General features: G+C 48.5%; 24 protein-coding genes. 18 read left to right on the top strand and 6 right to left on the bottom strand.

What is annotated here, in order from left to right; all coding sequences use genetic code 11:
• Positions 1-159: 159 nt before the first annotated feature.
• From sat to BM091_RS09180, 16 genes are all read left to right on the top strand, one after another.
• A complete protein-coding gene (sat, locus tag BM091_RS09255; protein WP_093395234.1) occupies positions 160-1,416 on the top strand; it encodes a sulfate adenylyltransferase in 1,257 nt (418 codons plus the stop codon).
• A 47-nt stretch (positions 1,417-1,463) separates the two neighbouring features.
• Positions 1,464-1,763 carry a DUF6955 family protein gene (locus BM091_RS09250; RefSeq protein ID WP_093395232.1) on the top strand — a complete coding sequence of 100 codons (300 nt, stop codon included), beginning with the start codon at positions 1,464-1,466 and terminating at the stop codon, positions 1,761-1,763.
• Between the two features lie 207 nt (positions 1,764-1,970).
• Positions 1,971-2,327 (top strand): NADH-quinone oxidoreductase subunit A, encoded by a 357-nt coding sequence (locus BM091_RS09245; RefSeq protein WP_093395230.1) that lies wholly within the window; start codon positions 1,971-1,973, stop codon positions 2,325-2,327.
• Positions 2,318-2,791, top strand: coding sequence for an NADH-quinone oxidoreductase subunit B (locus tag BM091_RS09240; RefSeq protein ID WP_093395228.1), 474 nt, complete (start codon positions 2,318-2,320; stop codon positions 2,789-2,791). Before BM091_RS09245 ends, BM091_RS09240 begins: the two co-directional genes overlap by 10 nt.
• A gap of 7 nt (positions 2,792-2,798) precedes the next feature.
• Entirely contained in the window at positions 2,799-3,263 is a 465-nt protein-coding gene (locus BM091_RS09235; RefSeq protein ID WP_093395226.1) for an NADH-quinone oxidoreductase subunit C, read from the top strand.
• A gap of 51 nt (positions 3,264-3,314) precedes the next feature.
• A complete protein-coding gene (gene nuoD, locus BM091_RS09230) occupies positions 3,315-4,472 on the top strand; it encodes an NADH dehydrogenase (quinone) subunit D (RefSeq protein WP_425443311.1) in 1,158 nt (385 codons plus the stop codon).
• A gap of 16 nt (positions 4,473-4,488) precedes the next feature.
• Positions 4,489-7,167, top strand: coding sequence for a formate dehydrogenase subunit alpha (gene fdhF / locus BM091_RS14315; RefSeq protein ID WP_093395222.1), 2,679 nt, complete (start codon positions 4,489-4,491; stop codon positions 7,165-7,167).
• A 13-nt stretch (positions 7,168-7,180) separates the two neighbouring features.
• Positions 7,181-8,179, top strand: coding sequence for an NADH-quinone oxidoreductase subunit NuoH (gene nuoH, locus BM091_RS09220; RefSeq protein WP_093395220.1), 999 nt, complete (start codon positions 7,181-7,183; stop codon positions 8,177-8,179).
• Positions 8,180-8,185: 6 nt separating this feature from the next.
• Positions 8,186-8,599, top strand: coding sequence for an NADH-quinone oxidoreductase subunit NuoI (gene nuoI / locus BM091_RS09215; protein WP_093395218.1), 414 nt, complete (start codon positions 8,186-8,188; stop codon positions 8,597-8,599).
• On the top strand, positions 8,596-9,105 hold the full coding sequence (locus BM091_RS09210; RefSeq protein WP_093395216.1) for an NADH-quinone oxidoreductase subunit J: 510 nt from the start codon (positions 8,596-8,598) through the stop codon (positions 9,103-9,105). The genes nuoI and BM091_RS09210 overlap by 4 nt, the downstream gene beginning before the upstream one ends.
• A 21-nt stretch (positions 9,106-9,126) precedes the next feature.
• Complete coding sequence (nuoK, locus tag BM091_RS09205) at positions 9,127-9,435, top strand: NADH-quinone oxidoreductase subunit NuoK (protein ID WP_093395214.1); 309 nt, start codon at positions 9,127-9,129, stop codon at positions 9,433-9,435.
• 10 nt (positions 9,436-9,445) lie between these two features.
• Positions 9,446-11,515, top strand: a complete 2,070-nt coding sequence (nuoL, locus tag BM091_RS09200; RefSeq protein WP_093395212.1) for an NADH-quinone oxidoreductase subunit L — start codon at positions 9,446-9,448, stop codon at positions 11,513-11,515.
• Between the two features lie 10 nt (positions 11,516-11,525).
• A complete protein-coding gene (locus BM091_RS09195) occupies positions 11,526-13,070 on the top strand; it encodes an NADH-quinone oxidoreductase subunit M (protein ID WP_093395210.1) in 1,545 nt (514 codons plus the stop codon).
• Entirely contained in the window at positions 13,070-14,503 is a 1,434-nt protein-coding gene (locus BM091_RS09190) for an NADH-quinone oxidoreductase subunit N (protein ID WP_093395208.1), read from the top strand. Before BM091_RS09195 ends, BM091_RS09190 begins: the two co-directional genes overlap by 1 nt.
• Positions 14,504-14,705: 202 nt before the next feature.
• Positions 14,706-16,007: a phenylacetate--CoA ligase PaaK gene (paaK, locus tag BM091_RS09185; protein ID WP_093395207.1), complete on the top strand. Its 1,302-nt coding sequence runs from the start codon at positions 14,706-14,708 to the stop codon at positions 16,005-16,007.
• 17 nt (positions 16,008-16,024) lie between these two features.
• On the top strand, positions 16,025-16,456 hold the full coding sequence (locus BM091_RS09180; RefSeq protein WP_093395205.1) for an ACT domain-containing protein: 432 nt from the start codon (positions 16,025-16,027) through the stop codon (positions 16,454-16,456).
• A gap of 48 nt (positions 16,457-16,504) precedes the next feature.
• Here the strand turns inward: BM091_RS09180 and tilS are convergent, their stop codons facing one another.
• The 4 genes from tilS to amrB are packed head-to-tail and all read right to left on the bottom strand — an operon-like array spanning position 16,505 to position 20,389.
• A complete protein-coding gene (gene tilS / locus BM091_RS09175) occupies positions 16,505-17,956 on the bottom strand; it encodes a tRNA lysidine(34) synthetase TilS (protein ID WP_177193596.1) in 1,452 nt (483 codons plus the stop codon).
• Positions 17,928-18,755 (bottom strand): hypothetical protein, encoded by an 828-nt coding sequence (locus BM091_RS09170; RefSeq protein WP_093395202.1) that lies wholly within the window; start codon positions 18,753-18,755, stop codon positions 17,928-17,930. Before BM091_RS09170 ends, tilS begins: the two co-directional genes overlap by 29 nt.
• Positions 18,756-18,770: 15 nt before the next feature.
• Positions 18,771-18,974 carry a ferredoxin gene (locus BM091_RS09165; protein ID WP_093395201.1) on the bottom strand — a complete coding sequence of 68 codons (204 nt, stop codon included), beginning with the start codon at positions 18,972-18,974 and terminating at the stop codon, positions 18,771-18,773.
• A 20-nt stretch (positions 18,975-18,994) separates the two neighbouring features.
• On the bottom strand, positions 18,995-20,389 hold the full coding sequence (gene amrB / locus BM091_RS14310; protein ID WP_177193595.1) for an AmmeMemoRadiSam system protein B: 1,395 nt from the start codon (positions 20,387-20,389) through the stop codon (positions 18,995-18,997).
• A gap of 175 nt (positions 20,390-20,564) precedes the next feature.
• Between amrB and rpmB the strand changes: the two genes are divergently transcribed.
• Entirely contained in the window at positions 20,565-20,777 is a 213-nt protein-coding gene (rpmB, locus tag BM091_RS09155; protein WP_093395199.1) for a 50S ribosomal protein L28, read from the top strand.
• A gap of 118 nt (positions 20,778-20,895) precedes the next feature.
• Here rpmB and corA read toward each other — a convergent pair whose 3' ends face one another.
• Together corA and BM091_RS09145 are read right to left on the bottom strand one after the other, a co-directional pair.
• A complete protein-coding gene (corA, locus tag BM091_RS09150; protein WP_093395198.1) occupies positions 20,896-21,978 on the bottom strand; it encodes a magnesium/cobalt transporter CorA in 1,083 nt (360 codons plus the stop codon).
• Positions 21,979-22,071: 93 nt separating this feature from the next.
• Positions 22,072-23,664: a sigma-54-dependent Fis family transcriptional regulator gene (locus BM091_RS09145; RefSeq protein WP_093395196.1), complete on the bottom strand. Its 1,593-nt coding sequence runs from the start codon at positions 23,662-23,664 to the stop codon at positions 22,072-22,074.
• Between the two features lie 201 nt (positions 23,665-23,865).
• On the opposite strand from BM091_RS09145, the gene nifH reads away from it, so the two are divergent.
• Positions 23,866-24,696, top strand: coding sequence for a nitrogenase iron protein (gene nifH, locus BM091_RS09140; protein WP_093395402.1), 831 nt, complete (start codon positions 23,866-23,868; stop codon positions 24,694-24,696).
• The last annotated feature ends 12 nt before the right edge of the window (positions 24,697-24,708 follow it).

Here is a 24,708-nt window from a genome sequence, read left to right as displayed (position 1 = left end):
TTATTACATGTCGGGTTATCTTTCTTTATTGACAGCGCCTGAAATTGAGCTAAAATTCACAATGCGCCTTACGTGGAAAAGTCTCTATAAAGGTTTGGAAGATCTTGGCGTGTTCCAGGGTGCTCATGAGACATAACGTAATAGTAGAAAGGAGAGGTCATGGCAGAGATAGGGCACGGCGGAAAAGAAATTGTTGAAAGGATTTTAGAGCCTGCAGAGGCCAAAGAAAAAATCAAAGGACTCAAACAAATCCCCATCAGAAGCCAGATAGCCAACGAGGTTATCGACATCGCTTACGGTTTCTTCTGTCCTCTGGAAGGCTTTATGGGTAAGGCTGATCTCGATTCCGTGTGCAAGAACATGAGGCTTGCCAACGGAGTCCTGTGGAGCATTCCGATTCTTTTTGATATGTCTGATGCCGAGATTGCCGACTACGGAATTAAGGTAGGCGATTCGGTTGTTCTGACCTATCAGGGGAACCCACTGGCTCTGTTTGAAATTGAGGAAATCTACGAGTATGACAAAAAGGCCATCTGTCAGGCAGTGTACGGCACAACGGAGGATAAACATCCCGGATGTGCAAGAACCTACGCATACAAAGACAAGTTCCTGGGCGGAAAGATAACCCTTGTAAACCGTCCGAAGATTAATCCTCCCTTTGAACCCTTCTTCATTCCTCCTCTGGAAATGAGGAAGCGCTTTAAGGAAAAGGGATGGGTGCGTATTGTGGCCCATCAGACTCGAAACGTGCCTCATACCGGTCATGAATGGCTCATGAAGGGAGCCTGGTTCCAGACCTATGGAGAACTCCCAATAGAAAAGCCCATTGTTGGAATTCTTGTAAATGCCATTATCGGCGAAAAGAGGAAGGGTGATTATATCGATGAGGCCATTATTCTCTGCCAGGATGAGCTGAGGAAGGCAGGTTATTTCGGAGATCATAATCATATGACCTCCTTGACCTTCTGGGATATGCGCTATGCAGGACCTAAGGAAGCGGTGTTTCACGCCATCCTGAGAACCAACCTGGGCCTGACCCATCACATGTTCGGCCGCGATCACGCAGGAGTAGGAACCTACTACGGACCTTATGATGCCCATCGCCTTCTGGAAAGCGTGAAGGATGACCTGAGGATTACCCCGGTCTATTCAATGAACTGGCTCTATTGTCCTCATTGTGGTGAAGTTACCTCGGAAGGGCTGTGCAACCACAGAGACGAATGGCAGAAGTTCAGCGGTACCGTCATTAGAAGTATCGTTATGGACGGAGTGAAACCGCCCAGGTTGATTTTCAGGCCCGAAGTGTTCGATCTTGTCATGGAATGTGCCGAAAAATACGGATTCGGATCCCCCTTTGTGACGGATGAGTACCTGAAGAACAGAACTCCTGTATTCAGCGTACCTCCGCTGGAATAACTACGGTATAGGGTGTTAAAACGCTTATCTTTGAGGAGGAAGGGATAATGACGGAAGAAAGATATCCTATAAATATCTGGGTCAACGAAGAAAGATACGAGAAGCTTCGTCAGGCCGGTCTGGCTGACATGTGTGAGGAAATGCTGGCCGGACTCAAGGTAATCCGGGTTTATGCAAATGACGCTCAGAAGGACAAAATCCTCAAGGTTTTCCCGACCGCCAAGTTTGACTCGGCAACCACAAAGAGTATTGAGCTGTTGCCGAAGGATGTGAAGGATAAGATGTTCGATATGATAGTCGAGAAAAAGAGCGTGGACATACTGGACGATTTCTTGAAAAACTACTAAATCCGTAAAGCCACACGGCGGAGAAAGGCCGATATCCTGCTGAGCATCGGATATCGGCCTTTTCGTTTTTTAAACGAGATATTTTTCACAATTCGCCTTGACAAAAAGGACCTTTGTGGTTTAAAGGAAGCACGTAAGGTATTTTTGGGCATATCGGTTTAAAAAAGGTAACCTCTTTCCCGCCTGTTGGATCGTTAAGGAGTGCACATGTTGAGTGCCTATGTGCCGGTCCTGATTTTTGCGGTAATAGCCGTTTTGTTCGCGGCAGTTACACTGCTTCTGTCTCACCTGATAGGTCAGCGTAAGCCCAGCGAAGATAAGTTGATGCCCTACGAGTGTGGAAATGTTCCTATTGGAACGGCTCGTGAGCGCTTTCCGATAAGGTTTTATATTTTCGCCATGCTGTTCATAGTTTTCGACGTAGAAGTTGCCTTTATGTTTCCGTGGGCTGTTCTTTTCCAAAAACTGGGCCTGCTGGGGTTCGTTGAAATGGTCATATTTGTGACAATTCTTTTGCTGGGCTTGTTGTATGTGTGGGGCAAAGGAGCGCTGGAATGGGAATAGAAAGCAACCTCGGAATCGTAACAACATGCCTTGACAAAATTGTCAACTGGGCGAGAAAAAATTCTCTCTGGCCTATGACTTTTGGCCTCGCCTGTTGTGCACTTGAGATGATGGTGACCGTATCGGCAAGGCACGACATTGCGAGATTTGGAGCAGAGGTCTATCGCGGATCGCCTCGACAGGCCGATCTGCTGATAGTTCCCGGTACCCTGACTAAAAAGATGCTACCCATGGTTCTGAGGCTTTATGAGCAGATGCCCGAGCCCAAATGGGTTATCGCTTACGGAAATTGTGCATGTACCGGTGGTGTTTTCAGGACCTATAGTGTCGTCCAGGGGATAGACCTCTATATTCCCGTAGATGTTTACATGGCCGGATGTCCACCTAAACCTGAAAGCCTTCTTACGGCAATTATAAAGCTTCGGGAAAAAATCGATAAGGAATCCTTGAAAGACAGGAGATAGGCTCAGCATGACGGCCCGGGAAATACTGGACAGGATCGGCGCTGAGGCCCCGAGTGGAGTGGTGGATCTTAGCATGGGTATAGATTGTCCTCAGGTTGTGGTCCAAAAAGAAAGTCTGATTCCCTTCATGGAGTTTCTCAAAAAAGATTCAGAGCTGGCTTTTGACCTTATATCCGATGTCACCGCCGTGGATTACGCCGATACGAGGACGCCCCGGTTCGATGTGGTTTATCACATCTTTTCGCTCAAGAACAACGAACGGATAAGGGTTAAGGTTCCGGTAGGAGAAGGGGAAGCGGTCGATAGCGTTACCTTCCTTTGGCGAGGAGCGGAGTGGCTGGAACGGGAAGTTTATGACATGTTCGGGATACCCTTTAATAATCATCCCGATTTGCGTCGAATTTTGATGCCCGAAGATTACAAATATTATCCTCTGAGAAAAGAGTTTCCTCTTGAAGGAATCGAGGATTAAGAGATGACGGTGCCGGCAACAAACGATCAGAAGGGTCAAAACAGGCAGGAGATGATTCTCAACATGGGGCCGCAGCACCCGTCAACCCACGGGGTGCTGAGGCTCATACTTCATCTGGAAGGTGAGGTCGTCCAGAGGGTTATCCCCGTTATAGGATACCTGCACAGAGGAATTGAAAAGCTTGGAGAATATAATACCTACATCAAGAACATAGTCTTTACCGATCGGCTGGATTACACCAGTGGAATGTGCAACAATCTTGCCTATGCTCTTGCAGTAGAAAAGCTTTGCGGAATAGAGGTTCCCGAGCGAGCCCGGGTTATCAGGGTCATCATGGCAGAGCTCAATCGAATTGCTGCCCATCTTCTCTGGTTGGGAACTTACGCAATCGACATAGGGGCTATTACTCCGTTTTTTTATTGTTTCAGAGAACGCGAAAAGATTCTTGATATGTTCGAAATGGTTTCGGGACAGCGGCTTACACCGTCCTATATATGCATTGGCGGTGTAAGGAAGGATATAACGGACCGGTTTCGTGAAGCTCTGAGCGTATTCGTCGATACCTTCGAAACTTACCTGAAAGACTATGAAGGGCTTCTTACCAAAAATCCGATATGGGTATCACGCCTCAGGGATGTTGCGGTTCTGCCCAGAGAAGATGCGATAAACTGGGGCGCAACGGGTCCGGTTCTCAGGGCATCGGGTGTTCAGTTTGATTTTCGCAAGGCCAAGCCCTATTGCGGGTACGAAAATTATGAATTCGACATTCCCTATGGCACTCGTGGTGACTGCTATGATCGTTACATGGTTCGTGTAGAGGAAATGCGCCAGTCACTTAGGATCATAAGACAGGCCATGAAAGACATACCCGATGGGCCTGTCCGTGCCGATGTACCTTACATCGTTATGCCCGACAAGGAAGCAGTTCTTACCGATATAGAAGCCCTTATAAAACACTTCAAAATCGCTTCCGGCCTTTTCCAGATTCCCAAGGGTGAGGTTTACAGCTCCGTTGAAAACCCGAAGGGAGAGCTCGGTTTTTACATAGTTTCCGATGGTTCATCCAGGCCTTATAGAATGAGGATCAAATCGTCCTGTTTCGTTAACCTCTCGGCTCTTCCCTTCATGGTGGAAGGGAAGCACATGGTGGCCGATGTTGTGGCGGCTCTTGGAAGTATTGATATCGTTCTGGGAGAAGTCGATAGATAAGGGGAGCATGTAACGTATGGTGGTCACAATAGACGGAAAACAAATTGAAGCACGGGAAGGGCAGACCATATTGGAACTTGCCAGGTCTGCAGGTATTTCTATCCCCACACTTTGTTACCTGGAAAAAGTCGATCCTATTGGTTCCTGCGGGCTCTGCGTTATTGAGGTAGAAGGCGAACAGGACTTGCTTCCGGCTTGCAGTACCGTTGTAAGGGATGGGATGGTGGTGACCACCAGGAGCGAACGCATCGAAACGGCCCGTTTGAACGCCCTTAAGGTACTCCTGGAAAAACATCCTCTTGATTGCCCCGTTTGCGACAAGGCAGGTGAATGCAGGCTTCAGGATCTGGTTTACGAACTGGGGTACGAAAGGAGAATAGCCGATAGAACGGTCGGAATTCCCATGCTGAAAAAACCCCCGGTTTCGTATTCAACTCCTGCCATAAAGTATTACCCCGGCAGGTGTGTTCTCTGTCGGCGCTGTGTGACCGTTTGTTCTGAGTATGTTGGTCAGGGGGTTCTTGTAGTCGAAGGGGAAAACGGCGACGGCCGTATTGAAGTGGCTTATCCCGAAAAGTGCATATCCTGTGGTGAGTGCCTGGCCGTTTGTCCCGTCGGGGCTCTTACGGAGAACGTAAGTGACCTGAAAGCCCGTCCCTGGCAGAAACGCACGGTCCGCACGGTTTGTCCTTATTGCGGTGTGGGATGTGTGCTGGAACTCAATGTAGCTCAGAACAGGGTAATAAAGGTCACGGTAGATGAAAGCGTGCCGCCTAACTACGGCACCCTGTGTGTGAAAGGGCGTTTTGGATTCGAATTTGTAAACAGTTCAGAGAGACTGACAAAGCCTCTGATTCGAAAGGACGATGATTTTGTTGAAGCTTCCTGGGATGAGGCTCTGGATTTTGTTGCGGACAAACTCAGGCAGATCGTGGCAGAACACGGGCCTGATGCGGTAGCGGGGCTTGCTTCGGCAAAGTGTACCAATGAGGACAATTACGTCTTTCAGAAATTCATGAGAGCAGTGATCGGCACGAATAACGTCGATCACTGTGCCCGGCTCTGACACTCCTCAACTGTGGCAGGTCTTGCCACAACGCTGGGCTCCGGCGCTATGACCAACTCGATTGAGGATATCGATCAGGGTGAGGTTATCCTTGTTATCGGAAGTAACACTACGGAGAATCATCCTGTAATCGGGATGAGGATCAGGAGGGCGGTAAGGCAAAAGGGAGTAAAGCTCATAGTGGCAGATCCCAGGAAAATCGATCTGGCCCATGAGGCTCATATCTACCTCCCCATTCGCCCGGGAACGGACATTGCCCTTGTCAATGCCATGATGCACGTAATCCTGAAAGAAGGCCTGCACGATCAGGCCTTTATTGATGAGCACACCGAAGGGTTTGAGGATTTAAGGCGGGTTGTAGAAAAGTACACGCCTGAGTATGCCGCAGAGATAACGGGTGTCAAAGCAGAAGATATTATTGCAGCCGCCAGAATGTACGGATCGGCGGGAAGGGCGGCTATCGTTTACTGTATGGGTATAACTCAGCATACCAAAGGCACGGACAACGTAAAGAGTCTGGCCAATCTGGCCCTCATCTGCGGAAATATCGGCAAGCCGGGTAGCGGGATAAATCCCCTGCGAGGTCAAAATAATGTACAGGGTGCCTGCGATATGGGCGGACTTCCCGCCACATATCCCGGCTATCAACCGGTAAATAATCCGGATGTAAAGAAGAAGTTTGAGGCGGCCTGGGGAGTTAAGCTTTCCGACAAGGTCGGTCTTACCGTTGTGGAGATGGGTCATGCGGCGCTGGACGGTCGTGTTAAGGCAATGTACGTGATGGGAGAAAATCCGGCGCTGAGCGACCCGGATCTCCATCATCTCCAGGAAGCCTTTAAAAAGCTGGATTTACTGATTGTGCAGGATATTTTCTTCAACGACACCTGCAGGTATGCTCATGTCGTTCTCCCATCTGCGTCCTTTGCCGAGAAGGACGGCACCTTCACGAATACGGAACGGCGAGTTCAGAGGGTGAGAAGAGCGCTTGATCCGCCCGGTGAGGCCCGTGACGACTGGTGGATAATATCTCAGGTGGCATCTCGCCTGGGCTATCCTATGAGCTACGAGAGTGCAGAGGAAATTTTTGAAGAGATACGGAAGGTAACGCCTCAGTACGCCGGTATTACCTATAAGAGAATAGAGAAGTGCGGAATTCAGTGGCCCTGTCCTTCGGAAGATCATCCGGGAACCCCTATTCTGCATGTCGGAAAGATAGCGAGAGGCAGGGGCTTGTTGACGCCCATTGAGTACCGTCCGCCTGTGGAACAGCCCGATTCTGAATTCCCCTTTGTGCTGACTACGGGCCGGAACTACTATCATTACCATACCGGTACGATGACCAGAAGGAGCAGGGTGTCCAATTACTACGTGCCTGAACCGTATCTGGAGATGAATCCCTATGATGCAGAAGAGATGGGAATAAGCGACGGCGAGGTGGTTAAGGTTATGAGTCGAAGGGGTGAAATTGCTGTAAAGGTGAAGATAAGCGATCGAGTGAAACGGGGAGAAGTATTTTCCACCTTTCACTTTTCCGAAGCGGCGGCGAATATCCTGACCATTGCCGAACTGGATCCTGTGGCAAAGATTCCCGAGTTTAAGGTTACGGCGGTCCGCATAGAAAAGGCATAGAAGGGGACTGGCTATGGATATAGGAGCTCTTGTTTTTATAACCGTAAAAATCCTCGTTGTTTTTGGTCTCCTTATGCTCACTGTGGCCTATCTTACCCTGTTAGAACGCAAGGTTCTGGGGCATATTCAGATTCGTCTGGGGCCCATGTATGCCGGCTGGCACGGAATACTTCAGCCCATAGCAGACGGTATAAAACTCTTTTTCAAAGAAGACATCATAACGGCTCAGGCCGACAAGCTTTTCTACTTTCTGTCTCCGGCATTGAGTATCGTGCCGGTTTTGCTGATGTTTGCCGTAATTCCTTTTGGAGATCAGACGACTCTTTTTGGGCTGTTAAAGGAACCCGTTAGTCTCAGGATTACGGGTATAGGGATTGATATATTGTTTATTTTCGCTCTGAGTGGGCTTTCCACCTACGGAGTGGTCTTCGGAGGCTGGTCTCAGAATAACAAATACGCTTTGCTGGGCGGTGTTAGGGAAGCGGCACAGCTTATAAGCTACGAGGTTGCCTTTACGCTCTCGGTTTTCGGCGTAATATTGCTTTCGGGTACCCTTGATCTTTACAAGATTGTGGAAATGCAAAAGGATGTCTGGTTCATCGTTTATCAACCTGTAGGATTCCTGATTTACCTGACTGCGGCTGTGGCAGAGCTCAAGAGAGTTCCCTTTGACCTGCCCGAGGCTGAAAGTGAGCTGGTTGCGGGGTTTCATGCGGATTACAGCAGTATGAAGTTTGCCATGTTCTTTATGGCAGAGTATGCAAGCATCGTTGCCTGTTCCTGCATTGGGACGGTGCTTTTCCTGGGCGGGTGGAATGGTCCGGGGATACTTCCACCGTTCGTGTGGTATCTTCTGAAGGTTTTTGCTCTTATCTTTGTGATAATCTGGCTGAGGGGAACCTATCCCAGGTTGAGGTATGATCAGCTAATGAAGTTCGGCTGGAAGTTTTTGATTCCTCTGAGTTTTGTAAATATTTTCGTAACGGGCATGATAATGCTCCTTGTGAGGTAAAAGGCTATGGTAGGTCCTCTTGTAAAAGGTTTGATGATTACTCTGAAGCACTTGGTTACTAGGCCTATTACCGTTCAGTATCCCAAAGAGAAGGTCGGCTCTTTTGAGCGGTATAGAGGCCTACAGGCCATGAGGAAGGACGAAAAGGGAAATATCAAATGCGTTGCCTGTGGGCTCTGTGAAGCCATATGCCCGCCCAGGGCTATTACTCTTGAGATAGGGGAGACCGAGGACGGACGGAGGTTTCCGAAGAAATACATTCTCGACGCCTACAGATGCATATATTGCGGTCTGTGTGAAGATGTATGTCCCGTTAATGCTATTTATCTTACTCCTGAATATGAGAATGTACGCTACAGGAAGGAAGAATTGCTTCTGGATCGGGACACTCTCATGAAAAGGGGAGAGATGGTGTCATGACTTCTATGCATTTTGCCTACCTTTTTTCGGGGCTTGCCATATTGTTCGCACTTTCCACGATATTGCAGAAGAACCCTATTTACAGCGCTGCTTCTCTCATAGCCGTTATGATCATGCTGGCGTGCGACTACGTAATCCTCAAGGCGGATTTTATCGCGGCCATTCAGGTGATAGTATACGTCGGCGCCATAATGGTGCTTTTCGTATTCGTGATAATGTTGCTCAACGTGGAAGAGGCAAGGCGTGAGGTTTTGTTCGTAAAGAGGCGGCTTGTGGGGCTGCTTCTGGGTTTGGCTCTTGCTCTGAAGCTCTGTATCGTCGGTTACACCGCAAAGATTGCTATAGATTCGGGATACATAAAAATTCCCGAGGGTTGGGATTCAACGCGGGTTATCGGTAAATACCTTTTCTCTAATTATCTGTTACCCTTTGAAGTTGCATCTGTAGTTTTGCTTGTGGGTCTGATCGGGGCCGTTATTCTGGGCAAAAGAGAAACAACACGGTAAATCAAAGGAGCACTGTTGATTATGTTTGTGAAGCCGGAATATTTCTTTCTGCTGGTCGGAATAACCTTGTTTTCCATTGGAGCAATTGGGTTTCTGATAAGGAGAAACCTGATAATCTGTTTTATGTGTATTGAGCTTATGCTGAATGGAGTTAATCTGGTATTTATTACTTTTAGTCATTTTCTTAAGTCTGCCATCGGTATGATGTATGTACTTTTCGTAATGGCCATTGCAGCCGCAGAGGTTGCCATAGGACTGGCGATTATCCTTATGGTATTCAGGCTTACCGGGTCTGTGGACATGGATAGGCTCAACACCATGAAGGGCTAGAGGTGGAAATATGTTCGATTACATCATTTTGGTGCCGCTTTTTCCCTTATTTGGAGCGTTTTTGAACGGCCTGTTCGGTGTTTTTGCGGATAAATGGGGCAGAAAGTTTGTCCATGCCTTTTCGGCCGGAGCCGTGGGTATAGCCTTCACGGTGTTGGTGTTTTTTATTTACCAGAAGGTTGGTTATCCCGTCCTGTTGGTGTCGCTGATACCAGCTCTTGGAGGGTTTTTAAATGTGCTTTTTGGCTATAAATGGAATAAAACCCTGGTTCATGGGGTTGGTGTAGGTTCCATAGGCCTATCCTTCATACTGTCTTCGATAGCCTTCTATCAATTGATACAGCTTCCCGTAGAAAAACGGTTTGTTGAAGTTTTGTTCTACAAGTGGATGGTTTCAGGAGATCTCTCTCTTGATATTGCCTTTCTGCTCGACCCGCTGAGCATGGTTATGATGCTGGTGGTAACCGGCGTAAGCTTTCTAATTCATGTGTATTCGATTGGTTACATGCACGACGATCCCTCTTACGCCCGGTTTTTCAGCTATCTGAATCTCTTTGTCTTCTTCATGCTCATCCTTGTGATGGGCAATAACTTTCCCATGATGTTCGTCGGATGGGAAGGTGTGGGTCTGTGCTCTTACCTTCTCATCGGCTTCTGGTTCGAGGACGATTATAATGCCTACGCCGGGAATAAGGCGTTCATAGTAAACCGAATTGGTGATTACGGTTTTCTCCTGGGCATGTTTCTCATATTTGTTACGTTCCACAGTCTGAATTATTCGGAGGTCTTCGAAAATGCCCGACACGTTTTGAAATACAACGGTTTTCTTGCCACGGCCATAACCCTTCTTCTGTTTATGGGAGCTACGGGAAAATCTGCCCAGATACCCCTTTACGTCTGGTTGCCTGACGCCATGGCGGGTCCTACTCCGGTTTCTGCATTGATCCATGCCGCTACAATGGTTACTGCCGGTGTGTACATGGTGGCAAGATGCAACGCACTTTTTACAATGGCTCCCGTGTCCATGGCCGTCGTGGCAACGGTAGGTGCGGTTACGGCCCTGTTTGCGGCGAGTATGGGCTTTGCCCAGAGAGATATCAAAAGGATTCTCGCTTATTCTACAATAAGCCAGCTCGGATACATGTTTCTTGCCGTTGGTGTCGGTGCCTTTGCCGCCGGTATTTTTCATCTGGTAACCCACGCTTTCTTTAAAGCTCTGCTCTTTCTCAGTGCCGGAAGTGTCATCCATGCCATGGGCGGTGAACAGGATGTGATGAAGATGGGTGGATTGAGGAAGTACATTCCGGCAACCTTTGTAACTGCTTTTATTGCAACTCTTGCAATCGCCGGTGTGCCCGGTTTCTCGGGCTTCTTCAGCAAAGACGAAATTTTATGGTATGCTTTTTCAAGTCCCTACGGCAGCCCGATCTTATGGCTTATTGGAGCAATCACGGCGGGTATGACTGCTTTCTACATGTTTCGGTGGCTTTTTCTTATATTCTTTGGTGAGCCCAGAATGGACGAAGAGACTAAGCATCATATTCATGAATCTCCCAAAAGCATGCTGATTCCGCTTTTTATCCTGGCAGTCCTTTCCGTGGTGGGTGGTTACATCAATATTCCCGAGGCCCTGGGTGGCAAGAGTCATCTCCATCACTTCCTCGAACCCATTACGGAACATGCCTACAGGGTTGAATGGCCGCACTATCCTCATTTTCTGGAATATGCTCTGATGATCATATCCGTTACCCTTGCGTTTATAGGATTCCTGGCGGCCTACTGGTGTTACGTTCGTGATCCTTCACTGGTGGCCCGTATTACTGAGAAATACCGGAGACTGTATACGGTTGTGTACAATAAGTATTTCGTGGACGAGATCTACAATGCAACCTTTGTCAGAGGCGTTCTTGGCAGTGCCTTTTCGTCGAAGAAGTTCGATGAGGTCGTTATTGACGGTGCCGTAAACGGTACCGGTAAGAGCATTTACCTGTTTGGTGCTCTATTGTCGAAGCTTCAGACGGGGTACATATATCATTACATTTGGGGAATTGTAATCGGTGTTCTTATTCTTCTGATGTAAGAGGGGCACTATGGATGGCTTTGGCATTCTAAGTTTGGTTACATTTTTTCCGCTGGTTGGAGTCCCGCTGCTTTTCCTGATTCGTCGGGAGAATGTGGAATTGCAGAAACAGGTCACCCTGGCGGTGATGTTTCTCGACTTCCTCTTTTCGCTTTATCTGATCATGGGTTTTGACCCCGGGGAAGCTGGGTTTCAGTTCGTCGAAAAGCGGCCCTGGATTGAGTCGATAGGTGCTACCTATTTTCTGGGCATTGACGGCATTTCTCTCTGGCTTTACCTGCTCACGACCTTTACCTGTCCTATATGCATACTTTCAGCGTGGCGCTACATAGACAGGCATGTGAAGGAATTTCTAATCTGCATGCTTGTTCTTGAAGTGGGAATGCTCGGTACCTTTTGTGCTCTCGACCTTCTTCTTTTCTATGTGTTCTGGGAACTCATGCTCATCCCCATGTACTTTATCATAGGGGTATGGGGCGGCCCCAGAAGAGTTTATGCCGCCATCAAGTTCGTTCTCTATACTCTGTTCGGAAGCGTGTTGATGCTTGCGGCGATAATCTTCTACTATCTCTATGTGGCCAGGGTCACAGGGGAATATACCTTCGATTTGCTAAAATGGTACCAGGTATTGCCGCCCTTCGGAGTTCAGATCTGGCTTTTTGCGGCCTTTGCTCTTTCCTTTGCCATCAAGGTTCCCATGTTTCCATTCCACACATGGCTTCCCGATGCGCATGTTGAAGCCCCTACTCCGGGAAGTGTGATCCTTGCCGGAATTCTGCTGAAAATGGGAACCTACGGGTTTATAAGGTTTGCTATGGGACTTTTTCCTCATGCAACCCATGCGTCGCTACCTCTTCTGGTTGTGCTCTCCATAATAGGAGTGGTATACGGGGCACTGGTATCCATAGTGCAGCCGGATGTTAAGAAGCTCGTTGCCTTTTCGTCGGTAAGCCATCTGGGAGCGGTTATGCTCGGGCTATTTGCGTTGAATATGCAGGGTGTTGAGGGTGGAATTTATCAGATGCTTAATCACGGTTTGAGCACGGGGGCTCTGTTTATCCTTGTGGGGATGCTCTACGAACGAAGGCATACGAGGCTCATCAAGGACTTTGGCGGAGTGGCAAAGGTTATGCCCATCTTTGCGGCCTTTTTTATGATCACGGTGTTGTCTTCTGTCGGTCTGCCCGGGCTTAACGGCTTCATAGGCGAATTTTTGATCTTTCTGGGTGCCTTTAAGGCCAATCCGGTATGGACCGTAACCGCGGCAACCTGTGTAATTCTGGCGGCGGTTTACCTGCTCTGGATGTTCAAACGGGTAATGTTTGGTCCGATCGTTCACGATGAAAACCGAAACCTTCCCGACTTGAATGCCCGCGAAATCGGCCTTCTGGTGCCTATTACCATAATGTACCTGGTTATGGGCGTATTTCCCAACTATTTTCTCGGAAAGATGCACGCATCTGTTGAAGCTTTTCTGGATAACTACCATAAGCGAGTGGTGATGAACGTTGACAGACCAACTCAACCTCTTGCTTTGTTCATAGGGGGTAAATAATGGGGAACTTTGATTTAGTCTCCATCTTGCCGGACGTCATCCTGATAGGATTTGCCTTTGCATTACTTCTGGCCGGTGGTTTTGTCCCCAGTGAAAGACAGGTCAACCTCAATATGCTGGCGGGTCTCGGCTTTTTAATGGCCATCGTTGCCAACTTCATTGTTATGGGTTCGGAACGCATCAGTTTTTTCAATATGTTCATGTTTGATAATCTGGCAGGCGTTTTCAGATTTATCTTTTACGGCGTTGGTTTTCTCGTTGCATTGCTATCGGAGCCTTACATTTGCGGAAGGATTCGTCACAAAGGCGAATACTATGCCCTGGTTACGCTTTCAAGCGTTGGCATGAGCTTTATGGCCACATCCTATGACCTGATAATGCTCGTTCTGGGTCTGGAGACAATGTCTCTTTCGGTTTATGTGCTAACCGGTCTTTTTAAGACCGATGAGAGATCCGTGGAAGCTTCTATGAAATACTTCCTGCTGGGGGCCTTTTCGACGGCCATTATGCTTCTCGGGATAGCATTCATTTACGGAGCCCTGGGGACCACTTCTTATGGTCAGATTGTCGAAGCCTATCAGAAGATGGGAGGCGAAAAGACGGGAATTCTCCTTGCCGGTGTCGGTCTGGTCCTGGCGGGAGTGCTTTTCAAAATAGCTGCGGTTCCTTTCCACATGTGGACTCCTGATGTTTACGAAGGTGCTCCCAGTTCGGTAACTGCCTTCATGATTTCCGGCGTGAAGGCGGCCTCTTTCGTTATGCTTATTCGTGTTTTTGCTCTGGCCCTCAAGATCGTTGTGTTTGATCTAACGACGGTGGTCATGCTCATTGCTGCCGTTACCATGACGCTGGGCAATGTAACCGCCTTATTGCAAAGGAACGTAAAGCGAATGCTGGCGTATTCCAGTATTGCCCATGCCGGTTACATACTGGTTGGTTTTGTGGCGCTTAATAAGACCGGCCTGGCAGCTATAATATTTTATCTGGTGGCCTACGCTCTTATGAACATAGGGGCCTTTGCCGTTCTGGTTCTTTTTGAGGACAGGGGCAATTATCTGGATCAGCTTTCTGGAAGTGGTTTCAAGTATCCTTTCCTCGGCCTGATGATGACGATTTTTATGTTTTCCATGGTCGGCTTGCCTCCGACGGGTGGATTTATGGGTAAGTTTTACATTTTCAAAGGAGCTCTTGAAGCGGGCTATGTGTGGCTTGTTGTTCTTGCCGTTCTGAATTCGGCAGTGTCGGCTTATTTCTATTTAAGAGTTCTTGTGTACATGTTTTTCGAGGAGTTTTCGGGAGCGGTGGCTCCTTCCGCACAGGCATCTTCGGTAAATTTGACACTTTTGATAACCTCTATCGGGATTCTTTACCTGGGAATTTTCCCTCAAAGCCTTTTCGCTCTTACTGAAAGGTGTATGACCTATCTGCCGTGAATTTGAGAATAAACATGTATCGGTTGAGTTTTAATCCTTTTGCGGCTTTTTTCGGGATTAACTTTGGATTTTTTAAGGCGGGCTTTCTCTAGTCCGCCCATGGCCTGAAGGGCCTAGAAGAAAGAAGTACAGGCCATGGGAAGGTCGAAGGCATTCTTCCCATGGCCTTAAATTTTCTTTAAGCGAGGAGGGATTGATAGCGATGATTTACAACATCGAGTTTGAAACATTACCCAGAGAAGCCCTTGAGGCAATACAGTTGCGCAGGTTGAAAAATACCGTGGAGCGGGTTTATGCAGTAGTGCCTTTCTACAGAAAGAAATTCGACGAAGCGGGAGTAAAGCCGGAGGACATTAAGACCCTTGATGATCTGAAGCGCTTACCTTTTACCACCAAACAGGATCTCAGGGATAATTATCCTTTTGGCCTTTTTGCCGTACCGATGGAAAATGTTGTAAGAATTCACGCATCCTCGGGTACCACGGGTAAACCCACTGTAGTGGGCTACACGGCTAGAGATATTCAGACCTGGGCGGAGCTGATGGCTCGTGCTCTTTCTGCCGCTGGTGCCACCCGTGGTGACATAATCCACAATGCGTACGGGTATGGGCTCTTTACGGGAGGACTTGGAGTTCACTACGGGGCTGAAAAACTCGGGGCATCGGTTATACCGATATCAGGAGGTAACACGAAAAGACAGATTATGATCATGAGGGACTTTGGAGCGACCATACTTACCTGCACGCCTTCTTATGCCCTTCATCTTGCCGAAGTTGCAAGGGAGATGGGTGTTGATCCGAGGAGTCTTAAGCTTAAAGCGGGATTGTTCGGAGCCGAACCGTGGTCGGAAAAGATGAGACAGGAGATCGAGGAAGCTCTGGATTTGGTGGCTCTGGACATCTACGGTCTCAGCGAGATAATCGGGCCGGGTGTATCGGTCGAATGCATTGAGGCCAAGAAAGGGCTACACATCTTTGAAGACCACTTCATAGCGGAGATAATCGATCCGGAAACGGGAGAAAATCTCCCTTACGGGGAAGTGGGGGAACTCGTTATAACGACCATAACCAAAGAAGCCTTCCCGATGATCCGCTACAGGACCCGGGACATTACTTCTTTAAATCCCGAACCCTGCATTTGCGGGCGAACCCATATAAGAATGAACAGGGTTACGGGACGCTCCGACGATATGCTGATAATCAGGGGTGTGAATGTATTTCCGTCTCAGATAGAAAGCGTGCTCATGGAAATTGAGGAAGTCGAACCACATTACCAGCTAATAGTCGATCGCGAGGGATCCCTGGATACCCTGACGGTACTGGTGGAGGTGGGAGAACAGGCCTTCTCTGATGAAGTGCGCAAGCTTCAGGAGTTGGAGAAAAAAATAGAAAAGAATATAAAAGAGTACCTTGGAGTTTCGGCAAAGGTTAAACTTGTAGAACCGAAAACCATTGCTCGCAGTGAGGGGAAGGCTCAGAGGGTAATAGACAAGAGGAAACTCTGATAAGGAGGGACGCCGCCATGCGCGTTGAGCAGATATCGGTGTTTCTTGAAAACAAGGCAGGTAGGTTGGCGGAGGTAACCCGCGTCCTTGCGGAGGCGGGAATTAACATAAGAGCCCTGTCACTGGCAGACACATCGGATTTCGGTATCCTGAGGCTCATAGTCAACGATACCGAAAAGGCCAAGAGGGTTCTTAAGGAAAACGGCTTTACCGTGGGAAAGACCAATGTCGTTGCCGTAGAAGTTGAAGACCGACCGGGTGGGCTATATAAGATTCTGGAGATACTCAGAAAGGCCAACATAAATGTTGAATATATGTACGCTTTCGTGCAGCAGAGCGGCGATAATGCCGTTTTGATTTTCAGGTTTGACAATACCGACGAGGCGATCAAGACGTTGCTGGAAAACAACGTGAAGGTTATAGAGGGCCAGAAGCTGTATTCGATGTAGTGATGTCGGTCCGCCACGAAGGCCCTTTCTCAGGCTTCGTGGTGGATCCTACGTTTCAGTATATCTTGCCAGGAGAAATCGCTTTGTTGATTCGGTTATGCGGGTTCGTTCATCTGCACGCATTCCTGCTATCCAGCAAATCTTTTCCTGATCACACAAGATCGGAATCCTGTGACGCCGGGATAGAGGTATCTTTCTGTCCGTAAAGAAGTCCTGAACCTTCTTCGATCGGCCCCGCATGCCCAGAGGCTGAAATCGGTCTCCCGGCTGCCAGAACCGTAGAACCATAGGCCAGGATATTTTATCGGCATCAAAAACCACTTCAGCTTCGTTTCCTCTGGCCACGATCTGCTTTGCTTCCGATTGCGAAATCAAGGTCAGAATCAGCTGCCCTCCGGTGGATTTTATCTCGTATCGGCCCGGTGAAGGAATTATCTGCCTGTCCCCGGGAAAAGGTTTTTTTTCCGAAATTTCATCAGAAAACCTGACGAAATTTCCCTCAATAAGAGCAGATATGCCGTGTAATTCGAGTTTTTTCCCGGAATGCCCTTCCAGGATAAAGCGTCTTAAGTTCTCCACCTGTTCGAAGGAAAGACTGTAAAGATCGCCTTTGATCTCCCCGAAAAGCTTTCGAATAATTCTTCTCTGCAGGCCCACTTTATTTTCACAGAATTTTTTCCTGTCCCATATCCACTGACGGTCCCGGGCTGAGAATAGAGAAATCTCATTCCAAGCCTGCTCAACTATATCGTTAATAAAGATAGCGTCTTCGGTAAAAAGCTCGGCCGTGCGGCATATAATTCTTTCCACAGACCGACCCGAAATCTTATCTAACAGAGGAAAGACTTCGTGTCTGATCCTGTTGCGCTGAAAACGGAGTGAAAAATTCGATTCATCAGTTCTGTAGGTTGCTTTCATTTCATTAAGATATGAGATGATATCGCTACGGAATACTCCGAGAAGAGGGCGAAAGAGCCCTTTTTTACTTAAAACGGGCATACCCGAAAAACCGTCCGGCCCCGTGCCACGAATGAGGCGAAGTAGAATTTCTTCGGCCTGATCACTCCCCGTGTGACCCAGAGCCAGGTAATCGGCCTTAAGCTCTGCTTTGATATGAAAGAAAAAGCGATACCTGCATTCTCTGGCAGCCATCTCAATAGAGATTTTTCTCTTCAGGGCGTATTCTTTCACATCCTCACTGCCGGAATAGAAATCAATGCCAAAATTCGAAGCAAGTTTACGAACAAAGTTCTCGTCCTCATCGGCTTCTTTTCTCAACCTGTGATTAAAATGAACAATTCCATACCTTGAGATGTGGAGCAACTTTTTTAAAGCAATCAATACCAGAAGAAGGGCAATCGAATCGGGCCCTCCTGAAACAGCAACGAGTACATGACTATCCTTCTTAAGCTCTATACCCCTCCTGCTCAGATAAGTCAGAACCGCCCGCTCCAGAGGATGCAGTTCGGCTTCACTCCGTGTTGCCTGCCGATGCGACATGAGGCGATCCGGGTGCATAGGGTAGGGATTTTTGCTCCGATTCCGGGCTTTCCTGTCCTTTCTGAGCCGCAGTTGCCAGAGACGGCAGGGCCTTTTTCCATTTCTTACCCTGGATTAACAGTCGGCCGTTGCGATCAATAACCGTATTGTCTTCCAGAATAATGAGCCCGAATTTTTCGGCCATTTCGCTTCTAAACTGATATTCCATAGCACGTTTTCTCAGGCGGTAGTTAAGGAGTATGAGGATCATGGCAAAGCAGGAGACCAGAGCAAGCAGTGATACAAGAAGTATAAGTATTGCCTTAATGGTCTGCTCCCCAAAGGTTCCTATTAAAGCCAGAATTGTATCGAGCTTGTAGAAAAATCCCACCGCCATACCAAGCAGGAGCAATAGACCGAGAAAGGGGACGTGATGGAACCATCTTACGATGCGATAGAGTTTTCGTATTTTTTCCGAAGATTCGGCCTCCTCGGGGAATTCGCTTCCTGCCGGACCCGGAGCAATTTCGCCTTCGCCAAAGTAGCGGTTAAAACCGACGAGAATTGTACCAATTATGAACGTAGTGGCTATCGGAGCAAGAAAGGCCAGCGCAAAGTATGCCTTCCAGGGAAAAGGTATATCAACCGGTCCTGCTCCGGGAGTTTCATAGGAGCCCAGTTGATATATCCAGCACCCCACAAATATCAGTACCTCTAACCATCCCAGAAAGTACAGATATTTTCTCAGGATTTCTTTTCTTTCCTCAATGCTGAAAAAGGAGGAAACTCCTCCGCCCCTACTCTTTTCCTTTTTTTCCATTTTCACCCTCACCGACTAGCATTCACATACAATGATTGCTTTGTTCGGACATTTTTCGGCAACCTGCCTGCACTTCTCTTCAAGATGAGGTGGTACGCTGTCCACAATGACCTCGGCTCTTTTACTACCGGGCTTAAAACGAAATAGCTCCGGCAATTCCTTAACACAAATCCCCACGGTAGCACACTTGTTTTCGTCGACCATTACTTTAAGAGGCATAAGCGATCTCCCGTAAAAGGTTAAAACACATCGGCGGAAAAAACAAATATCTTGGTTAGCGGATCCTTCCACGCATCGGGTTCAAGCCCTGCCTTTCTACACGTCCACTCCAGAAAAGTCTCCCTGTCCCAATTGTGTTCGACTGCTACCTGCGGAAGGAGTAAACCGCTGTAAGGTCCACGACGCACCACGAGCCCGTGCAGGCCCACCTCGATCTCTTCAGGAGAACTGATAGGTTTCAGAGGAGTAAGGACGGAAATCTCTATGTCCAGATCCTTCACTTCTTGAGGCTGAACGGGGGGAAACCTTGGATCGTGATAGGCAGCCTGTATTGCCATGTCCCGCACCGTTTCCCACACCGGACGATAGGACTCGATCATCCCTATGCATCCCCGAAGTTTACCGTCTTTATGGATGGTGACGAAAGCGCCTCTGGGTTCTTTCAGCTTTTCAGAAGGGTTGTTGATAACCGGTAAGGCCTTTCCAAAGGCTCTGGCTTCGATAGTTTCACGGGCGAGCTCTTTCAATACACGCTTTTCTTCGTCGGACAGCCCGAGATCCACGCCCACCTTAATACGGCCCGATCCCGGATTATCGTAGAAGGCGGCCGACAGATATCCTACAACCGCCGATCTGTCTCCCGTAACGTCGCCCGAGGTGGCATAGTGTAGCACTCTGGATTTTGTTGCTCCCAGTGCTTTAGAGGCCAGCATGACGGTTATCATGGGCCCCCCACCACATGCTTCTGCCCGTCCATCTTTCAGATCTCGGTAAAGGCCCTCCGGGTCAAGAGATTCAATGCGATTGATCACGGCACCGTCGAGAATACGAGCCTCCCGGTCAGAGTGGTAATGAGAAAGATCGCTACTTGCTACCAGCAGAACCTTTTTGTCTCTGCATACCTCGGCCAGCCCTCTGGCCAGCTGAGCACATAGATCGTACGACTGAGTGCCTATCATGATCGGGGTCAGCAGGAAGTCTTTGCCGAGCATTACCTGAAGAAAGGGGAGTTGAATCTCAAGAGAGTGTTCACGAGCATGAGGGTCGGGCAGGTCCCTTACCACGGGACACACCGAAAGCAATTGATCGATCAGTTCCCGATCTAAAGGTATTATGCCAAGGGGTGTTTCATACCCTCCAAGGGTATAGACACTGGCCCCCTGAAAGTAGGCCTGGTGACTGGGGGATATTACCACAACTCTGTCGAATTTGTGATTTTCCAGTAACTTGTAAGCATATGCCGCTACCTGACCGGAATACATGTATCCAGCATGAGGGGCTATAAGTGCCACGAGCCTTCCTTTTATATCGGGCACGCTGGCCTTTCTAATGTAAGTCATTATGTTCCGCCTTAATATTTCGGGATCTCCAGGATACCATGAACCGGCAATAACAGACCTTCTTATCTTTTCCATGGTTCTTCTCCGTGTGTTATTGCTCCCAGGGTCTGTTAAATTTACACCAAAATTCCCCGAGGCCAAAAGGGTATTTATTTACTTGCTAAATATCCGGCTTTTGTGCTACAAGCCCTTGCCTTGAGTGGTTGTTCGGGTAGGAATTTGCGCAATTTTCTGGATCGGGAGTGGAGCAATGGCACAGAGATGTTACATATGCGGCAAAGGCCCTGTATCCGGTCACAATGTGAGCCATGCGAACAACAAAACCGCCCGCAGATGGGTACCAAACCTGCAGAGAGTAAAGCATGTATGTGACGACGGCAGGATAAGAAAAGTCCGGGTATGCACCAGATGTATAAGATCGGGCAGGGTGAATAAACCCGTTTACGCCGCTCTGTCGCTTTAATGTTTTTTGCCGGGCGGTGGGGCTCGCCCTTGCCCGGGTACGGGCGGCCGTACCGAAAATTCGCCGGGGACAGTTTAAGTGCCCTTGCGGATCATCGTCCATAAGGGCCCTGAAAATCTTACAACCATTTCTTTTTCCGGAAGAATCCTATCATAGCGAGGACGACCAGAAGCATCACGGCAAGAACGGCAAAATAACCCCAGCGCCACTTCAGCTCAGGCATGTACTCGAAATTCATACCGTAGATTCCGGCAATAAAGGTTATTGGCATGAAAACTGTGGCTATGAGGGTGAGAACCTTCATGATTTCATTCATACGGTTGCTGACGTTGGAGAGATAAAGGTCGTGCAAACCCGATATAAGATCCCTGAAGGTTTCGATCATCTCAACGATCTGCATGATGTGGTCGGAAACGTCCCTGAGAAAAACCCGAGTATCGGACCTTATTAAAGGAGACTCTCCTTTTTCCAGAACCCTTATCTCCTCACGGAGCGGCCATACAACCTTGCGTATCTTTATGATGTTTTGCTTGATTTTATGCAATAGTGCGAGATCTTCCGGTTTTGGATCTTCAATGATTCGGTCGTCCAGATCTTCTATGACGTCTCCGAAATGCTCCACAAAAAGGAAGTAGTGGTCCACGACGGAATCGATCAAAGCATAGGCCAGGTAATCTGCCCCCATTGACCTGATTCTGCCTTTTGCGCTCCTTATTCGCTCCCTCACTCCGTCGAAAACGTCTCCCTCTTTCTCCTGAAAGAGCACAACAAAATTACTGCCCAGAATCAGACTCAGATGTTCCGTATCTGTCTCATCTGTTCTTTGTCCAAGGTAAATCATTTTAAGCACAATGAAAATGTAATCTGGAAATTCTTCGACTTTGGGACGCTGAGCCGTGTTGACCACGTCTTCCGTAGTAAGCGGATGAAGGCCGAGGCATTTTCCCAGCTTACCGATCAGTTCGACGTCGTGTATTCCCGTCACGTTAATCCATGTAACCCCTTTTTGCGCAACCAGGTTTGCACATTCCTCGGCCGAAACGTCGTAAAGTTCGACCAGCCGACCTTCGTCGTAATGAATTACATCGACCCTGACGGCTTCCGGTCTCGGTTTTCCTACAAATACCAGTGCACCGGGCCCCAGTCCCGTCTTTTCCCCGGGAGTGCGAACCTTTTTGCTGTAACCTTCGACATTCTTCATAATTCCTTTCCGTTTCAGGCACCGGTGTGAAGGCCTGTTATTACCGATTCCCGTTTTTAAAAGTATGCATATTTATAGCCCTCCTATTCCCGGCTATTCAAGACCCCGTAATTTGTTTGACGACTTCGGCGGGCGGCCCCGGGAAATAGGTAAGTCAGCTTCCAGGCCCAGTTTTTTTAGCCGGTAACGAAGCTGACGGAAGGACAATCCCAGCTCCCTGGCAGCCCTTGCGACGACAAAACCATTTCGTTTCAGGGCCTCTGTTATTTCTTCCGCCTTTATTTCTCCGGAGTAACGGGCGAAGGGCCTGACGGGGGTTTGCTCCGCATTTGCAAGGTTCACGTGGTCGGCCTGGATTCCCAGAATCTGTGAAATAAGCTCGTCAGATATGCTATCATCCCTCGCCATTATAAAGAGCCTTTCCAGAACGTTTTCCAGTTCTCTGACGTTCCCGGGCCAGGGGTAGTTTACGAGCTTCCTCAGGGCCTCGGCAGTGAAGGTCAGCCGCCTTCCGTAGCTCTTTTCAAGGCGCCTTAATATGAAGTGAGTAAGACCTATTATATCTTCCCGGCGTTCTCGAAGTGGAGGAATATGAATAGGGAAAACATTTAACCTGTAGAAAAGGTCTTCACGAAAACGTCCCTCGGCTACCAGCCTGTCCAGGTTTTTGTTTGTCGCCGCAAGCAGTCTCACGTCCACCGAACGCGTTTTTGTGCTCCCCAAAGGCGAAAACTCCTTCTCCTGTATGAAGTAGAGAAGCTTTGCCTGAAGCGAGAGCGGCAATTCTCCTATTTCGTCAAGAAATGCGGTACCGCCGTCTGCAAGTTCAAGCCGTCCCGGTTTGTTTCTGTCCGCTCCGGTGAAGGCTCCTTTTACGTAGCCGAACAGCTCGGCTTCAAGAAGGTTTTCCGGTATGGCCGCACAGTTTATCTTTACGAAAGGTTTGTTCCGTCTATTGCTCAGATCGTGTATGAGCCGCGCCAACAGTGTTTTTCCCGTCCCGGATTCGCCCAGAAGAAGGACCGTGGCGGGAGTGGAGGCCACCTGACGGACAAGCGATAGAGCCTCCTTCATTCTCGGGCTTCTGGAAGAATACATGAATTCTCCAAACCTCGCTTTTAGCTCATCTCTAAGAATTAGGTTTTCTTCTCTGAGATAGGTCTCTCTCGCTTCTATGCGATGTTTCAGCTTTATCAGTTGAGAAATGAGTATTGCAAGAACCTCAAGGAATTTGACGTCCTCTTGAGGGGCCACTTTGTAACTGAAAAGCCTATCTACCCACAGGACCCCGAGGACCTCCTCGTCGGATTTTATGGGAACGGCTATAAAGGAGATTGCTTCTTTCGTTATACCTCTGGCGCCGGTTCGATTGAGAAACAACGGTTCCCGCGCAACATCTAATACAACACAGGGTTCCCCCGATAAGAACACCGTTCCCGTAACCCCCTCTCCCGGATCGTAAACGCCGTGAGTCTCTTCCTGCGGGGTCAGTCCGTAAGAAGCCCTGATCTTGAGTCGCCCATCCTCGTTGTCCCAGAGTACCACAGAGGCCCTTTTCATATCGAGTTTTTCTCCCAGGATTCGGAGTATTTCCCGCAGGGTTTTATCAAACTCGAGAGCATCACCTATCAGGGCATGAGTTGCGTAAAGTACCTCAAGTTTTACGGCTTCCAGGCTCCTTTCCATCTTCCTTCTCCAGGCCTTTCAAATCGTTTCCAGATATCTGAACATCAAAACCAGACAAAATCAACATTGAATAGTTCTTTTGTCGTTTTTGTAAGTTTTGTCCATTTTGTAACTGATTGAAAACATTCAGTTTGCTGGCTGGCATCGATATTGCCCTCTGTCAGGGGCGGAAACCACATGGGTGAAAGGAGGGAATCGGAAATGGGTGAGGTAAGAAAGATCGGTATTTACGGAAAGGGCGGGATTGGCAAGTCCACGACCACTCAGAACCTGGCGGCTGCCCTGGCCCACTTCTTCGGTAAGAAGGTCATGATACACGGATGCGATCCAAAAGCTGATGCCACAAGGTTAATTCTCGGCGGAAAGCCCCAGGAAACGGTTCTGGACGTTCTCAGAGAAGAAGGAGAAGAAAGGGTTACCCTGGAGAAGGTTGTTAAAACCGGTTTTGGAGGCATCAGGTGCGTTGAGTCGGGCGGCCCTGAGCCCGGGGTGGGATGTGCGGGCCGAGGTGTGATCACGGCCATAAATCTCATGGAAGAATTAAGGGGTTATCCCGAAGATCTGGACTTCCTCTTCTTTGATGTCCTGGGTGATGTGGTCTGTGGTGGTTTTGCCATGCCCGTCAGAGAAGGCAAGGCCAGGGAGATATACATAGTGGCCTCGGGTGAGATGATGGCGCTCTACGCAGCAAACAACATCTGTCGCGGCATGGTCAAGTATGCTCAGCGTACTGGGGTTCGTCTGGGGGGCATTATTTGCAACAGCCGTAAGGTCGACAGAGAAGAGGAGATCCTGGAGGAGTTCTGCGAACGACTTGGAACAAAGATGATCATGTTTATCCCGAGAGACAATATCGTGCAGAGAGCGGAGTTTAACCGAAAAACGGTTATAGAATTCGACCCAAATCATTCCCAGGCGGAAGCTTACAAAAAGCTTGCCGAAAGAGTTATCGAGAATCGTGACCTCGTAATACCGAAGCCTCTGTCAATGCCTGAGCTTGAGTCGCTGGTGATGAAGTACGGGCTGGTCTGAGAGAAATCGCAA

The sequence above is a fragment of the Thermodesulforhabdus norvegica genome (genome assembly GCF_900114975.1).
Taxonomy (GTDB): Bacteria; Desulfobacterota; Syntrophobacteria; order Syntrophobacterales; family Thermodesulforhabdaceae; genus Thermodesulforhabdus; species Thermodesulforhabdus norvegica.
Note: the sequence above shows the minus strand (reverse complement) of the source record. Positions and strands in the feature narration are given on the sequence as shown.

What these genes read in the sequence shown, in the direction of transcription:
- nifH (WP_093395402.1), top strand. Translation starts at nt 23,866, where the DNA reads ATGGGTGAGGTAAGAAAGATCGGTATTTACGGAAAGGGCGGGATTGGC.
- nuoL (WP_093395212.1), top strand. Translation starts at nt 9,446, where the DNA reads ATGTTCGATTACATCATTTTGGTGCCGCTTTTTCCCTTATTTGGAGCG.
- rpmB (WP_093395199.1), top strand. Translation starts at nt 20,565, where the DNA reads ATGGCACAGAGATGTTACATATGCGGCAAAGGCCCTGTATCCGGTCAC.
- amrB (WP_177193595.1), bottom strand. Translation starts at nt 20,389, where the DNA reads ATGGAAAAGATAAGAAGGTCTGTTATTGCCGGTTCATGGTATCCTGGA.
- BM091_RS09250 (WP_093395232.1), top strand. Translation starts at nt 1,464, where the DNA reads ATGACGGAAGAAAGATATCCTATAAATATCTGGGTCAACGAAGAAAGA.
- BM091_RS09145 (WP_093395196.1), bottom strand. Translation starts at nt 23,664, where the DNA reads ATGGAAAGGAGCCTGGAAGCCGTAAAACTTGAGGTACTTTACGCAACT.
- BM091_RS09245 (WP_093395230.1), top strand. Translation starts at nt 1,971, where the DNA reads ATGTTGAGTGCCTATGTGCCGGTCCTGATTTTTGCGGTAATAGCCGTT.
- BM091_RS09190 (WP_093395208.1), top strand. Translation starts at nt 13,070, where the DNA reads ATGGGGAACTTTGATTTAGTCTCCATCTTGCCGGACGTCATCCTGATA.
- nuoD (WP_425443311.1), top strand. Translation starts at nt 3,315, where the DNA reads ATGATTCTCAACATGGGGCCGCAGCACCCGTCAACCCACGGGGTGCTG.
- BM091_RS09165 (WP_093395201.1), bottom strand. Translation starts at nt 18,974, where the DNA reads ATGCCTCTTAAAGTAATGGTCGACGAAAACAAGTGTGCTACCGTGGGG.
- nuoK (WP_093395214.1), top strand. Translation starts at nt 9,127, where the DNA reads ATGTTTGTGAAGCCGGAATATTTCTTTCTGCTGGTCGGAATAACCTTG.
- paaK (WP_093395207.1), top strand. Translation starts at nt 14,706, where the DNA reads ATGATTTACAACATCGAGTTTGAAACATTACCCAGAGAAGCCCTTGAG.
- nuoI (WP_093395218.1), top strand. Translation starts at nt 8,186, where the DNA reads ATGGTAGGTCCTCTTGTAAAAGGTTTGATGATTACTCTGAAGCACTTG.
- sat (WP_093395234.1), top strand. Translation starts at nt 160, where the DNA reads ATGGCAGAGATAGGGCACGGCGGAAAAGAAATTGTTGAAAGGATTTTA.
- BM091_RS09235 (WP_093395226.1), top strand. Translation starts at nt 2,799, where the DNA reads ATGACGGCCCGGGAAATACTGGACAGGATCGGCGCTGAGGCCCCGAGT.
- BM091_RS09180 (WP_093395205.1), top strand. Translation starts at nt 16,025, where the DNA reads ATGCGCGTTGAGCAGATATCGGTGTTTCTTGAAAACAAGGCAGGTAGG.
- BM091_RS09210 (WP_093395216.1), top strand. Translation starts at nt 8,596, where the DNA reads ATGACTTCTATGCATTTTGCCTACCTTTTTTCGGGGCTTGCCATATTG.
- BM091_RS09195 (WP_093395210.1), top strand. Translation starts at nt 11,526, where the DNA reads ATGGATGGCTTTGGCATTCTAAGTTTGGTTACATTTTTTCCGCTGGTT.
- BM091_RS09170 (WP_093395202.1), bottom strand. Translation starts at nt 18,755, where the DNA reads ATGGAAAAAAAGGAAAAGAGTAGGGGCGGAGGAGTTTCCTCCTTTTTC.
- nuoH (WP_093395220.1), top strand. Translation starts at nt 7,181, where the DNA reads ATGGATATAGGAGCTCTTGTTTTTATAACCGTAAAAATCCTCGTTGTT.
- BM091_RS09240 (WP_093395228.1), top strand. Translation starts at nt 2,318, where the DNA reads ATGGGAATAGAAAGCAACCTCGGAATCGTAACAACATGCCTTGACAAA.
- corA (WP_093395198.1), bottom strand. Translation starts at nt 21,978, where the DNA reads ATGAAGAATGTCGAAGGTTACAGCAAAAAGGTTCGCACTCCCGGGGAA.
- tilS (WP_177193596.1), bottom strand. Translation starts at nt 17,956, where the DNA reads ATGTCGCATCGGCAGGCAACACGGAGTGAAGCCGAACTGCATCCTCTG.